This is a genomic window from Vibrio tubiashii ATCC 19109 (genome assembly GCF_000772105.1).
Taxonomy (GTDB): Bacteria; Pseudomonadota; Gammaproteobacteria; order Enterobacterales; family Vibrionaceae; genus Vibrio; species Vibrio tubiashii.
On record NZ_CP009354.1, the window covers coordinates 827,947 to 841,207 of the forward strand.

Below are 13,261 nucleotides of genomic sequence, written 5' to 3' on the forward strand. Positions count from 1 at the left end.
TCTATTTTACTAACCTGCATACGTTATATTTTGCATTTTGGTTTCATTATTGTTTAGTAATCTCGAGTGTTTGTGTTTTGACTTTGTTGCACGTAGATGGCGTTTTTGCAAAATATGTCTCCAATTATGGAAAAACCTCTAGATTGTTGTGCTTTATTAGAGTGGATTCACTAAAATACTTGGTGAAAAATAGACCGACATAATAAATGCATAAAGGTCTACCGCGACAACATCACATATGGAGTTACCATGAGTAACCAAGCAATTAATAAAGCTCCGTCACCAAAGCCTAGTGGTATGGACCGCTTCCTAAACTTTATTGAACGAGCGGGTAACAAGATCCCAGATCCTGCCATCCTGTTCTTTTGGGCACTGATCATTACATGGGGTGCATCTGCCCTTCTTTCTAACTTCACGTTCGACCTTATTAATCCACGTTCGGGTGAAGCGCTTGCAATCAACAACCTTCTGACTGGCGAATCTCTAGCAAGCTTTCTAGCGAACATGGTTACTACCTTTACTGGTTTTGCACCACTAGGTATCGTGCTTGTAGCGATGCTAGGTGTTGGTGTTGCTGACTCTTCTGGCTTCATTACAACTGGCCTGAAGAAAATGCTTAACTTCACACCAGCTAAGCTTCTTACACCAATGCTAATCCTTGTAGCAATCGTATCGCACACTGCAGCAGATGCGGGCTACGTACTGGTTATTCCTCTTGGTGGTATCATTTTCCACGCAGCTGGTCGTCACCCTCTAGCAGGTATCGCAGCGGCGTTTGCTGGTGTATCAGGTGGTTTCTCTGCTAACTTTATCCCTTCAGGTATTGATCCACTATTAGCAGGTTTCACGCAAACAGCAGCACAAGTTCTTGACCCTGAGTACGTAGTTAACCCACTGGCGAACATTTTCTTCACGGGTATTTCTTCAGTCATCATCGTAGCGATTGGTTGGTATGTTACTGAGAAAATCATTGAACCTCGTCTAGCTAATACACCAGTGGATGAAGATGCAGAAAAAGCACCGGATCTAGGTTCATTCACTGAGCTAGAGTCAAAAGCGTTCCGTTACGCAGGTTGGGCTATGCTTGCGGGTATCGCTCTATTGGTTGTTGCTCTGATCCCAGAAACATCAGCACTGCGTTCTCCAGAAGGTGAAATTACAGCGTTCTCAGCACCAATTATGAAGTCGATTGTTCCATTGATCTTCATTTTGTTTATCATCCCTGGTTATGTTTACGGTAAAGTGTCGGGTACGTTCAAAACCAGTAACGATATTATCAAAGCAATGGCAGATACTATGTCGACCATGGGCGCTTACATCGTAATGTCGTTCTTCTGTGCTCAGTTCCTATCGGCGTTCGCTCAGTCAAACATTGGTACTCTTCTAGCGCTATACGGTGCTGAAGGCCTGAAAGCGATGAACCTACCAGGTGAAGCAACAATCATCGGTATGATTCTTCTAACCGCGGCGGTTAACCTTCTAATCGGTTCTGCGTCAGCGAAATGGGCTCTGATTGGTCCAATCCTAGTTCCAATGCTAATGGCAGTTGGTATTTCACCAGAACTGTCTCAAGCGGCTTACCGTGTTGGTGATTCTGTTTCGAACATCATCTCTCCTCTGATGGTCTTCTTCCCACTTGTGGTGGTTTACTGTCAGCGCTACGTGAAGTCGACTGGTATCGGTACTCTAGCTTCACTAATGATGCCATTCTCTATCGCAATGCTGATTGGTTGGTCTATCTTCCTAGTTGCGTACTGGATGCTAGGTATCCCTCTAGGTATTCAAGCACCTTACACTTACACGATGTAATTGTTGGTCACCGACCACTAAATGACAAAGCCTCGCTAATTAGCGAGGCTTTTGTTTTTGTAGTGGAATATAAACCCAGCAAATGTCTATTTCCTGGGTTTTTGAAATGTAAAAATTAATTTTTATTGGTTGTTAATTCTATTAAATCGATTTTGTATAACATTAATAACAGATCTGAATGTTGCGCGTTGGCCTATTGTCTTGTTATAGCCATTTACTATGGTTTTTTATCTTGCTCACTCTTCTTAGCGCGGTTTTACACCCTATATTCTGTTTGTTAATGTGCCCGCCCAATTTATTAAATGTGACTCAGTTAAAAGTTTAGGGTGTCATCTATGAGTGAAGTTGCAGCGCAAGAAACCAAGCCTTCAGGGGTTTTAGGTTTCATTGAGCGTGCTGGTAAAAAAATCCCAGATCCAGTGATTATTTTCATGTTCTTGTTTGCGTTTTCTCTGGTCATTACCGGATTGATGGATGGCGTAAGCTTTGAAACCATCGGCAAGGGCGGGGAGGCCGTTGAGTTCTCAATTAAGAACATGTTAGCGGCGGAAAATTTCCGTTGGATGTTTGAGAACGCTCTACTGCAAAACTGGCTAGCATTTGGTCATGGTGTCCTTGGCGTTATCTTGATTGTGATGCTAGGTGTTGGTATTGCGGAAAACTCTGGTCTATTGACTGCGGTCATTAAAAAAGTAGGTCTAAAGATTAGTGACCGCTTACTTCCACTGTTGGTTGTCTTCCTTGGCATCATGAGTTCTATTGCGGCGGATGCAGGCTACTTAGTGCTGATTCCTCTTGCGGGTCTACTTTACGCAGGACTAGGCAAAAACCCATTGATTGGTATGGCAGCGGCGTTTGCAGGTGTATCAGCAGGTTTTAGTGCTAACTTACTTCCAGCGACACCTGTCGATGTCGTTTTAGGTGTAAACGCGAAGATCTTTGCTGAATCACAAAACGTTCCTTTCGTTGGTCGCAACGGTGAAGAGCTCAACCCTGCGACGATGCACTATTTCTTCGTCTTAGTGTCCACCTTCTTGCTTGCTGCAGTAGGTGCTTGGGTGACTACTCGCTTTATCACTCCTCGTCTGGAAAAGATGTCTTATCAACTGCCTGAGGAGGTAAACTTTGATGAGTTTGAACTTACGGAGAAAGAGCAAAAAGGCCTGCGTTGGGCGGGTGTCGGCCTAGTAGCGACTCTAGCTGCGATCTACGGCTTGGCGATTGGCCCATTAGCGACTTACACCAATGACGCAGGAAAAGAGGTAACCCCTTACCTAGATAACATCATCCTTCTTATCTCTTTAGTGTTTGCGGTTGTTGGTCTGTGTTTTGGTGTGGCAACAGGCAAGTTCAAGAAGTTGCAAGATGTTGTAAGTGCGATGGTTAAGCAGATGAACACCATGGGTTATGTGTTAGTGCTGACCTTCTTCTGTTACAACTTCTTAGCGCTACTTAGCTACTCAGGTTTAGGCACTTATGTGACCTACCTAGGCGCGACTTTCTTACAGTCACTGGGCCTGCAACAGTTCCCAGCGTTAATGCTGCTTGGCTTTATTCTAACTACTGCTGTGATTAACTTGTTTGTAGGTGGCCTAACATCAAAGTGGATGCTGCTTGGTCCAATTTTCGTTCCTATGCTGTATCAAGTTAACCCGAACATGACGCCAGACTTAGTCACCGCGGCTTACCGTGTTGCTGACTCTTCAACCAACATCATTACACCAATGATGAGCTATGCGGGTGTGGTACTGGCCTTTATGCGTAAGTACAAACCTGAGCTGACATTTGGTGACGTGATTGCCATTATGGTGCCATACTCTGTCGCTTTCTTGACTCTGTGGTCGGCAGTATTGATTGGTTTCTTTACCTTTGGTTTACCGTTAGGTTTTTAATCTTTCCGAGCTCTCTATTCACAACGCCCAGCTTAAAATGCTGGGCGTTTTGTTATACTCGATTTGAAACGCTATAATCCATCCCCCAAATTAATGCTGCGAGCAAACATAGTGTCTACTGAGCAAGAAGCCCCACAATTTTCTGAACAAGATCATCATTTTATGCGCTTGGCACTTAAGCTTGCCGAAAAAGCAGAAGCTGAAGGTGAAGTGCCTGTTGGCGCTGTACTGGTAAAAGAGGGCGAAGTGATTGCTGAGGGGTGGAACCAATCCATCGGTGAGCATGATGCGACGGCTCACGCCGAAATGCAGACCTTACGTAAAGCTGGGCAAGCGTTGCAGAACTACCGTTTGTTGGACACGACGCTGTATGTCACTTTAGAGCCATGCCCTATGTGCGCAGGCGCACTTCTACATAGTCGAGTCAAACGAATCGTATTTGGGGCGCGCGATCTCAAAGCAGGGGCAGCAGGAAGTGTGTTGAATCTATTTGAACACCAAGCGGCTTACCACTATGCGGATGTTGAATATGGCCTACTAGAAGATGAGTGTCGTATTCAGTTACAGACATTTTTTAGACGTCGTCGTAAGGAGCAAAAAGCGCAGCGTAAAAAAGCGAGAAAGTTGCAGCAGAGGGGCCAGTAGGTTTTCAAGCAAACATCTTAGCTAAGATGTTTGCTCTCTGGGTTTATACAGCGATTAACTGCATAAATGCGCGGTGACGTGCAATCACCTTTTTCTTATTGTTGCTTAACATACGCTTACGGCGGTTTGCGGCAACGGTTTTATTAAGGCGTTTTGACTGCATTTTACGTCTTTGCATAAAACAACCTCCTATTGTGGTTAAAATAAAATCAATCACGAACGGTATCGAAGGTAACTGATATTCAGACGGTTAACGTCTTATACCTGCTCATTGTTACGATTTTAAGAAAGTTCGCAAGTAATCTTCGACACGATATTATATGTGGGCGAAGGAGAGGAAATTCAAGAGCGCAATCTTTAAACAAAATTGCGCTCTTAAGAGTGACTATTCGTTGGTGCTTTCACTTGCAGAAACAGGCTCTGCCGCTGAGATAGGCATTGCATCTGAGAGTGCGGTTTCAGGCACTTGGATTACAGTAAGGTCGTCTATGCTTACGTCGTCGCTAGACGTTGTCTGCTGCTCAACATGACCAATGATACTTTGGTAATAGCGACGGATATTTTCTACGTAATTACGCGCTTCATCACCGCGGGCAAAACCATAGCGAGTTTGGCTGTAGTATTTCTTTTGACGCAGCAGTGGCAGACGATCTTTTACATCGGACCACGCATCTGGGTTACCCCCTTGACGTTTGGTTAGGCGTCTCGCATCCATCATATGCCCATAACCCACGTTATATGAAGCCAGCGCAAACCAGATCTTTTCATGCTCTTCAATCGAATCAGGAATGCGATCGACCATTCTACGCAGGTATTCAACACCGCCGCGTACCGATTGCTCAGGATCGAGACGGTTAGTCACTCCAACACTCTTTGCCGTTGGCAAGGTCAGCATCATCATACCGCGTACACCAGTCGGCGATTTTGCCACCGGATTCCAGTGAGACTCTTGGTAAGCCAATGCCGCGACTAAGCGCCAATCAAACTCATCAGAATACTTCTTAAATAAAGGCGACCATTTAGGCAGTTTGGAATCGAGCGCACGAATGAAGGCACGGGTATCGACGTAATCAAAGCTGCCAATGTGACCAATGTATTTCTCTTCTAAAGAAGCTAAGTGGCCGGATTGATTAACCGCACCGAAAAACTCAATCAATAAGCCATATAAGCTTTCATCCTGAGAAGGGCGCAAGAACCACGAGATAGGTTGGTCTTCAGTCAGTTCGAATGCTAACGCAATGTCAGGGTAAATGCGCTGTGATAACGAAACCTCGACCGAGTCCGCGACCGTGAATCTAAGTTCGCCTTGAGAGACGGCTTTAAGCAGATCGTTAACGTCAGCATTTGGGTCGATATAGTAAGAAAAATCTGGATGCTGAGCCTGAATGTCGGTCAGAGTCTTATTGAAGTGAGAATCTCCAACAATACTCAGAACGTCTTTCCCTTCATTTTTCTCAATCAATTCAGCTTGTTTTGCCAGTAACTGCTTTAAGTTTCTTGGACGCCAGTTGCCTTTTTTGTAGACCACTTGTTGGCTTACGTAATAGTAAGCAGGGCCGGGGCGGAAGTTTTTAAGCCTTTCTGGAGATTGGCTAAGCCCGGCGGCAATGATGTCGATCTCTCCTTTTTCTAGCGCAGGGTAAAGGCTAGAGATACGATAAGCAGGCTTCATTTCAAGTTGAACGCCCAATTCGTTGGCAAACTCGCGCGCCAGTTCATAGTCAAGACCCGCTGGGCCGTCTGGGCCAATGTAATACGATAGTTGATTATTGAGTGTGCCCACGCGCAGGACGCCACGCTCTTTAATTAAGTCGAGTTCACTTTTAGGTTCAGATTCTATTTGGCAGCCAGAGAGTAGCAAAGCTGCAAACATAACTAGGCTCAGTGACTTAAAGTGACTTATATAATACTTCTTCATTAACGACGATCTCATACATCCAGTACGGCATTTATATCAAAGTGTCATAACAAGGCAAGCCAATCAGTGATTCGGCGAGATAAGAGTTCTTAAATTCTCAATCTTGCTGTATTTCAAAATTGACAAAAAAAATGACGCAAACGGTTGCTTTTGGTGTTACATCACAAAAACAATTGCTATATAATGCGCTCGCATCAAAGAGGTGGAATCGGCATAGGTTTGAAAAACCTTCGGGAATAGCTTCGAAGGAAATACAGTAACCCACTGAATTTATTCCAATATCACTTTAATCAATTGCATAAGAGACCTAAGCGCATGAGAATTTTTCGTGGCTCCCCAGCTCTATCTGAATTTCGTGTTAACAAGCTTCTAGAGCTTTGTCGTGAACTAGGCCTACCTGTAACAGGTATTTACGCTGAGTTTGCACACTTTGCTGATCTAACGACAGACTTAGATGCGTCTGAAGTTGAGAAACTAGAAAAACTACTGACTTACGGTCCAACAATTGAAGAGCACGAGCCAGAAGGTCTTCTTCTGCTTGCTACTCCTCGTCCTGGTACTATCTCACCTTGGTCTTCAAAATCGACTGACATTGCTAATAACTGTGGTCTAGATAAAGTGGTTCGTCTAGAGCGTGGTACGGCTTATTACATTGAAACGTCTGCTGAACTGACAGAGCTTCAATTAGTCGAGCTTAAAGCAATTCTTCACGACCGCATGATGGAAGTGGTTTTCACTGATTTTGAATCTGCACAAGCACTTTTCCAAGTGGCTGAACCAGCACCAGTGGCGGATGTTGACCTACTTAAAGGCGGCCGTGCTGCGCTTGAAAACGCAAACGTTACCCTAGGTCTTGCACTTGCTGATGACGAAATCGAATACCTTTACGACGCGTTCGTCAACAAGCTAGATCGTAACCCAACAGACATCGAACTGATGATGTTTGCACAGGCGAACTCGGAGCACTGTCGTCACAAGATCTTCAACGCAGACTGGACTATCGACGGCGTTAAGCAAGAGAAGTCTCTGTTTAAGATGATCAAGAACACATTTGAAACCACACCAGAAAACGTGCTGTCTGCGTACAAAGATAACGCAGCAGTTATGGTGGGCTCTGATGTAGGTCGTTTCTTCCCGAACCCAGAAACTCGCCAGTACGGTTACAACCAAGAGAAAGCGCACATCCTAATGAAGGTGGAAACGCACAACCACCCAACAGCTATCTCTCCTTGGCCGGGCGCATCTACAGGTTCTGGTGGTGAAATCCGCGACGAAGGCGCAACAGGTATTGGCGGTAAGCCAAAAGCCGGTCTAGTTGGTTTCACGACATCTAACCTACGTATTCCTGGTTTTGAACAGCCATGGGAAACAGACTTCGGTAAGCCAGGTCGCATCGTTAACGCACTAGATATCATGCTAGAAGGCCCACTTGGTGGCGCGGCGTTCAACAACGAATTTGGTCGTCCAAACCTACTTGGTTACTTCCGTACTTACGAAGAAAAAGTGAACTCTCACGCTGGCGAAGAAGTTCGTGGTTACCACAAGCCAATCATGATTGCTGGTGGTATGGGTAATATCCGTGACGAGCACGTACAGAAGAAAGAGATCCCAGTCGGTGCAAGCTTAATCGTTCTTGGTGGTCCTGCAATGAACATCGGCCTTGGTGGCGGTGCAGCATCTTCAATGGCGTCTGGTCAATCAGCAGAAGATTTAGATTTTGCTTCAGTACAGCGTGAAAACCCAGAAATGGAGCGCCGTTGTCAGGAAGTGATCGACCGTTGTTGGCAGCTTGGCGACGAGAACCCAATCGCATTCATCCACGATGTGGGCGCGGGCGGTATCTCTAACGCACTTCCAGAGCTTGTAGACGATGGCGAGCGTGGCGGTATCTTCCAACTGCGTGATGTTCCAAACGACGAACCGGGTATGAGCCCACTTGAGATCTGGTGTAACGAATCTCAAGAACGTTACGTAATGGCGGTTGCGCCAGAGAACATGGAAGTATTCGATGCGATCTGTAAGCGTGAGCGCGCACCATACGCGGTAGTGGGTGTGGCAACGGAAGAACGTGAACTGAAACTTGAAGATTCACACTTCGACAACACGCCAATCGACATGCCTATGGATGTGCTTTTAGGTAAGACGCCTAAGATGCACCGTGATGCGAAGACGCTAAAAGCGAATAACCCTGCAGTTAACCGTGACGGCATTGAGCTAAACGAAGCAGCAGAACGCGTTCTACGTCTACCTACGGTTGCAGAGAAAACATTCCTTATCACGATCGGTGACCGCACGGTAACAGGCCTAGTAGCGCGTGATCAAATGGTTGGTCCATGGCAGGTGCCAGTAGCAAACTGCGCAGTAACAGCAGCAAGTTACGACACATACCATGGTGAGGCGATGTCGATGGGTGAGCGTACGCCAGTGGCTCTACTAGACTTCGGTGCTTCAGCTCGTCTAGCGGTTGGTGAAGCGATCACGAACATCGCAGCGACAAACATCGGTGATATCAAACATATTAAACTGTCTGCCAACTGGATGTCTCCAGCAGGTCATCCTGGTGAAGATGCAGGTCTTTACGAAGCGGTGAAAGCGGTAGGTGAAGAGCTATGTCCAGCTCTTGGTCTAACTATCCCTGTAGGTAAAGACTCAATGTCGATGAAGACCAAATGGGAAGAGAATGGCGAGCAGAAAGAAGTCACGTCTCCGTTATCTCTAATCATCACTGCGTTTGCTCGTGTTGAAGATGTGCGTAAGACAATCACTCCTCAGCTTCGTACCGACAAAGGCGACACTAGCCTTGTTCTTATCGACCTAGGTAACGGTCAAAACCGTCTAGGCGCAACTGCATTAGCACAGGTTTACAAGCAGCTTGGTGATAAGCCAGCAGACGTAGATAACGCTGCGCAGCTAAAAGGTTTCTACGAAGGCGTTCAAACTCTAGTTGCGAACGATCAAGTAGTGGCTTACCACGATAAGGGTGATGGCGGTCTATTCGTTACTTTAGCTGAGATGGCATTCGCAGGTCACTGTGGCGTTAAAGCTGACATCGCTGACCTAGGTGATGATGCTCTAGCTACGCTATTCAACGAAGAGCTAGGCGCAGTACTTCAGGTTAAGAACGATTACCTAGACTCTGTACTGTCTACGCTAGCAGCAAATGGCCTAGAAGCGTGTTCACACGTAATCGGTTCTGTAGAAGCGTCTGATGAGCTAGTGATTACTTCTGGTGAGACAGTAGTTCTTGAGCGTAACCGTACTGAACTACGTACTATCTGGGCAGAGACAACGCACAAGATGCAAGGTCTACGTGATAACCCGGCATGTGCTGACCAAGAGCACGAAGCGAAGAAAGACAACTCTGACCCAGGTTTGAACGTTAAGCTAAGCTTCGATGTGAACGAAGACATTGCAGCACCTTACATTGCTAAAGGTGCTAAGCCTAAGATGGCAATTCTACGTGAGCAGGGCGTTAACTCTCACGTTGAGATGGCGGCGGCATTTGACCGTGCTGGCTTTGAAGCAACTGATATTCACATGAGCGACATCCTAACAGGTCAAGCCGTTCTAGAAGAGTACCAGGGCTTAGTGGCTTGTGGTGGTTTCTCTTACGGTGACGTACTAGGTGCGGGTGAAGGTTGGGCGAAATCTATTTTGTTCAACGAGCAAGCTCGTAATCAGTTCCAAGGCTTCTTCCAGCGTGAAGATACTTTCTCTCTAGGTGTGTGTAACGGCTGTCAGATGCTATCAAACCTGAAAGAGCTAATCCCAGGTGCAGACCTATGGCCACGATTCGTGCGTAACGAATCTGAGCGTTTTGAAGCTCGCTTCAGCCTAGTGGAAGTTCAGAAGTCTGACTCTGTATTCTTCGACGGCATGGCAGGTTCTCGTATGCCAATCGCAGTGTCTCACGGCGAAGGCCGCGTAGAAGTGCGTGATGCTGACCACCTAGCAGCGATTGAAGCTTCAGGTACGGTTGCGGTTCGTTACGTGGATAATCACGGTAACCCAACGCAGCAATACCCGAACAACCCGAACGGTTCGCCAAACGCAATCACAGGTCTAACGACTCAAGATGGCCGTGTGACGATCATGATGCCACACCCTGAGCGTGTATTCCGTACAGTCGCGAACTCTTGGTCTCCTGAAGGTTGGGGTGAGAACGGTGCTTGGATGCGTATGTTCCAAAACGCACGTAAGAACGTAGGCTAATTAAGCCGAGATTTGTTCTCTACACTGTAAATAGTGAAGCGCTGGTTGAAAGGCCAGCGCTTTCTTTTTTAGAATCGGGAAGCGGGAACGGACTTCGTCCTATGGATCGCTTCGCTGCTGGAAAACGGGATCGGGCTGCGCCCTTGTGGAAAAGAGAGTTGACTCCTCAACCACAACAGAGCAACTTTAGTTATCCAGTTATCCAGTTATCCAGTTATCCAGTTATCCAGTTATCCAGTTATCCAGTTATCCAGTTATCCAGTTATCCAGTTATCCAGTTATCCAGTTATCCAGTTATCCAGTTATCCAGTTATCCAGTTATCCGGCTCTATTTTTGAAAAACTAATAGCCAACAGCCACTTTTTGCGCTCTAATACCGCGCTTGCCAAGGGATGGCTAAATCCCTCAATATTCCATTAGAATCCCTTAGGAAATGAAAATGTCGAACAACAAAAAATTTGCCATTCGTGTTACTGAAAAGCGTAACGGTTGGTGTGCAGAGATCACTCGCCAAGTGACTTCACGTAAAACGTCAGTATCAAAACGTGAAACTGGCTTTGAAACTGAATCAGCAGCACAAGAGTGGGCTGAAAAAGAACTAGCAGGTTTTATTCAAAACCAAGCTGTACGTAACGAGCGTAAAGGTGAAGCACGTAAAGTTCGTATCGAACGTGAAGAGCGACTAGCTCAAGAAGCCGCTGAGAAGAAAGCACGTTACGAAGAAGCGAAACGCGCAGCTGCAGCGCAAGCTGAACTTGACGATGAAGACGATTTCTTCGAAGAAGAGTGATAAGTCGTCATTCAGTAAAAAACCGCCAGCGAGGCGGTTTTTTTGTATCTAATCAACGACAGATTACCGGAACTGACCAGCTTCAGGTAAGAAATCAAATCCAGCAGAGGCCAACTTGGTTTCTAGCGCTGATTTATCAATGTCAAAGAAAGCAACAAGCTTGTCTAAATCACCGCCGAAGTCATCACGTAGCTTCATGTTGACGATACTCATCAACATGACAGGATCCATTGATTCAAAGTTGGCTAAGTTCATTACTTATCCTCAAAATCTGAGATCAGCAAGTTTGCTGCCGAAAATGCTGCTTTTTCACGAGCCTCTTTAGGCAAAGACTCATCCGCAGCGATGTCGTTTAACGCTCTTACTGCGCATGAAATAGCTTGTGGGACATAGGCTTGATCACCGCTTCCAATCTGTGCGTACAGTTCGCGAACTAATTCACAACAGCCGTATACTTGCATGGCTTATACTCCGATAAATGATAACTGCTCTCAAATATACACACTCAAATTGTGAAACTCAAAGCGTAAGCTTGTCCTAACGCAAAGCGTACGACGACGTGTTCAAAACCTAACCAAATTAATTGGTTTGCAGTTGTTGCTCTAGCTGGAAGGTGACCTCTGGGGCGAGCTGGAGTTGCTTTGCTAGCTCTTGAAGATAAGCCTTTTCCATAAAGTTTTGTTCATCAACCACAATCAAAGAGGCTAGATACACCTCTGAGGCCTGCTGTGGTGATTGAGCAAGCCTTGCTATTTCACCTGGGTCGAGTGGCTTGTTGAGCTCACTGTGAATCAATTGCTGAAGTTGGGTATTGGCCCCTGCTTGAGTAAGAGTGGATTCAATACGCTCCATCTCTTCATTATCGACGTGGCCATCAGCTTTCGCGGCGGCAATCATTGCTTTGATGATCAACTCGTCATGGATATTGTCATTTGAATTAAAGGTTTCTTGTGGAGATGAAGTAGACTGCTTGTCTTGATAGTCGTTGTAGACTTTGTAAGCCAAAGCGCCAAGCGCAGCAACGCCACCAATCTTTAGCACGTTTTTGCCGACTTTTTTGCCCATCTTTTTATTCTTCTTCGAACCCATTAATAGGCTCACTAAGCCACCACCTACGGCCCCAGCGCCCAAAGATTTCAGAGTGTTTGAATTGGATTGTTGCTTAAGCTGCTGTTGCCCTTTTTGGACAAGGTCTGAGCTAAGGGCTTGATTGAGTAAGCTTTTAAGATCCATACGTTACCTCCGTCATTTTTTGTCAGAATAAGGTAGCGAAGATGAATGGAGGATTAACAGTCGCAAAGAAAAAGACGAGCATGAGCTCGTCTTTGGATTTGATTGGGTTTAGCAGTGTATTAGTCTTCTGCGTGACCGTGGATTCCAAGCAGCTTACCATCGAGGTAGGCCTCTTTTTCATCTTTCATTACCAAGCGCTCTTCCACTAACCATTTTACCACCATAGGGTAAATACGGTGTTCTTGAGTTTGAACACGTTCAGTCAGTGTCTCGACGGTATCTTCGTCAAAAATAGGCACTTTCGCTTGCAGAATCACAGGGCCACCATCAAGTTGCTCTGTCACAAAGTGAACGCTAGTACCGTGTTCTTCATCACCAGCATGGATAGCACGTTGGTAAGTGTTCAATCCAGGGTATTTAGGTAATAGAGAGGGGTGGATGTTAATCATGCGTCCCATATAGTGACGAACGAATTCGCCACTTAAGATACGCATGTAACCCGCAAGCACGATGACATCAGGTTGATACTCATCGATCTGCTTCATCAACTCATGGTCAAAGGCATCACGAGTATCGAATGCTTTAGGGTCAAGGAAATGTGCTGCTGAACCTGCTTTTTCTGCTCGTTCTAAAGCATAGACGCCTGCTTTGTTAGAGAATACGGCAGTGACTCGGCCACCTGTAATTTGGGTGTTACATGCGTCAATAATCGCCTGTAAGTTGGAGCCATTTCCTGAAACTAAAACAACAATACTCTTCATG

11 protein-coding genes are annotated in these 13,261 nt (G+C 45.9%); 5 read left to right on the plus strand and 6 right to left on the minus strand.

The features are described 5' to 3' along the window. Window positions 1–249 precede the first annotated feature (249 nt). The 3 genes from IX91_RS03835 (at window position 250) to tadA (ending at window position 4,346) form a co-directional block, all read left to right on the plus strand. Window positions 250–1,809, plus strand: coding sequence for an AbgT family transporter (locus IX91_RS03835; protein ID WP_004749853.1), 1,560 nt, complete (start codon window positions 250–252; stop codon window positions 1,807–1,809). A 335-nt stretch (window positions 1,810–2,144) separates the two neighbouring features. Next, on the plus strand, window positions 2,145–3,701 hold the full coding sequence (locus IX91_RS03840) for an AbgT family transporter (protein WP_004743070.1): 1,557 nt from the start codon (window positions 2,145–2,147) through the stop codon (window positions 3,699–3,701). 93 nt (window positions 3,702–3,794) lie between these two features. Then, window positions 3,795–4,346 (plus strand): tRNA adenosine(34) deaminase TadA, encoded by a 552-nt coding sequence (tadA, locus tag IX91_RS03845; protein WP_050809756.1) that lies wholly within the window; start codon window positions 3,795–3,797, stop codon window positions 4,344–4,346. Window positions 4,347–4,389: 43 nt separating this feature from the next. On the opposite strand, the gene IX91_RS26935 is transcribed toward tadA, so the two are convergent. Beyond that, window positions 4,390–4,524 (minus strand): hypothetical protein, encoded by a 135-nt coding sequence (locus IX91_RS26935; protein WP_004743068.1) that lies wholly within the window; start codon window positions 4,522–4,524, stop codon window positions 4,390–4,392. A gap of 207 nt (window positions 4,525–4,731) precedes the next feature. Next, the gene (gene mltF / locus IX91_RS03850) at window positions 4,732–6,264 is read right to left on the minus strand and encodes a membrane-bound lytic murein transglycosylase MltF (protein ID WP_038197892.1); all 1,533 of its coding nucleotides are present in this window, start codon (window positions 6,262–6,264) and stop codon (window positions 4,732–4,734) included. Window positions 6,265–6,579: 315 nt separating this feature from the next. On the opposite strand from mltF, the gene purL reads away from it, so the two are divergent. Both purL and IX91_RS03860 read left to right on the plus strand, forming a co-directional pair. Continuing rightward, window positions 6,580–10,476, plus strand: a complete 3,897-nt coding sequence (purL, locus tag IX91_RS03855; protein ID WP_004743066.1) for a phosphoribosylformylglycinamidine synthase — start codon at window positions 6,580–6,582, stop codon at window positions 10,474–10,476. A 439-nt stretch (window positions 10,477–10,915) separates the two neighbouring features. Beyond that, window positions 10,916–11,266 (plus strand): DUF3622 domain-containing protein, encoded by a 351-nt coding sequence (locus tag IX91_RS03860; protein ID WP_004749861.1) that lies wholly within the window; start codon window positions 10,916–10,918, stop codon window positions 11,264–11,266. 63 nt (window positions 11,267–11,329) lie between these two features. On the opposite strand, the gene IX91_RS03865 is transcribed toward IX91_RS03860, so the two are convergent. From IX91_RS03865 to purN, 4 genes are all read right to left on the minus strand, one after another. After that, on the minus strand, window positions 11,330–11,521 hold the full coding sequence (locus tag IX91_RS03865) for a DUF4250 domain-containing protein (RefSeq protein WP_004742992.1): 192 nt from the start codon (window positions 11,519–11,521) through the stop codon (window positions 11,330–11,332). After that, window positions 11,521–11,727, minus strand: coding sequence for a YaeP family protein (locus IX91_RS03870; RefSeq protein WP_004742991.1), 207 nt, complete (start codon window positions 11,725–11,727; stop codon window positions 11,521–11,523). Before IX91_RS03870 ends, IX91_RS03865 begins: the two co-directional genes overlap by 1 nt. Window positions 11,728–11,845: 118 nt before the next feature. Then, window positions 11,846–12,499, minus strand: coding sequence for a tellurite resistance TerB family protein (locus IX91_RS03875; protein WP_004742990.1), 654 nt, complete (start codon window positions 12,497–12,499; stop codon window positions 11,846–11,848). A gap of 119 nt (window positions 12,500–12,618) precedes the next feature. Then, entirely contained in the window at window positions 12,619–13,260 is a 642-nt protein-coding gene (gene purN, locus IX91_RS03880) for a phosphoribosylglycinamide formyltransferase (RefSeq protein ID WP_004742989.1), read from the minus strand. Window position 13,261 lies beyond the last annotated feature (1 nt).

What these genes read in the sequence shown, in the direction of transcription:
- IX91_RS03835 (WP_004749853.1), top strand. Translation starts at nt 250, where the DNA reads ATGAGTAACCAAGCAATTAATAAAGCTCCGTCACCAAAGCCTAGTGGT.
- IX91_RS03840 (WP_004743070.1), top strand. Translation starts at nt 2,145, where the DNA reads ATGAGTGAAGTTGCAGCGCAAGAAACCAAGCCTTCAGGGGTTTTAGGT.
- tadA (WP_050809756.1), top strand. Translation starts at nt 3,795, where the DNA reads ATGCTGCGAGCAAACATAGTGTCTACTGAGCAAGAAGCCCCACAATTT.
- IX91_RS26935 (WP_004743068.1), bottom strand. Translation starts at nt 4,524, where the DNA reads ATGCAAAGACGTAAAATGCAGTCAAAACGCCTTAATAAAACCGTTGCC.
- mltF (WP_038197892.1), bottom strand. Translation starts at nt 6,264, where the DNA reads ATGAAGAAGTATTATATAAGTCACTTTAAGTCACTGAGCCTAGTTATG.
- purL (WP_004743066.1), top strand. Translation starts at nt 6,580, where the DNA reads ATGAGAATTTTTCGTGGCTCCCCAGCTCTATCTGAATTTCGTGTTAAC.
- IX91_RS03860 (WP_004749861.1), top strand. Translation starts at nt 10,916, where the DNA reads ATGTCGAACAACAAAAAATTTGCCATTCGTGTTACTGAAAAGCGTAAC.
- IX91_RS03865 (WP_004742992.1), bottom strand. Translation starts at nt 11,521, where the DNA reads ATGAACTTAGCCAACTTTGAATCAATGGATCCTGTCATGTTGATGAGT.
- IX91_RS03870 (WP_004742991.1), bottom strand. Translation starts at nt 11,727, where the DNA reads ATGCAAGTATACGGCTGTTGTGAATTAGTTCGCGAACTGTACGCACAG.
- IX91_RS03875 (WP_004742990.1), bottom strand. Translation starts at nt 12,499, where the DNA reads ATGGATCTTAAAAGCTTACTCAATCAAGCCCTTAGCTCAGACCTTGTC.
- purN (WP_004742989.1), bottom strand. Translation starts at nt 13,260, where the DNA reads ATGAAGAGTATTGTTGTTTTAGTTTCAGGAAATGGCTCCAACTTACAG.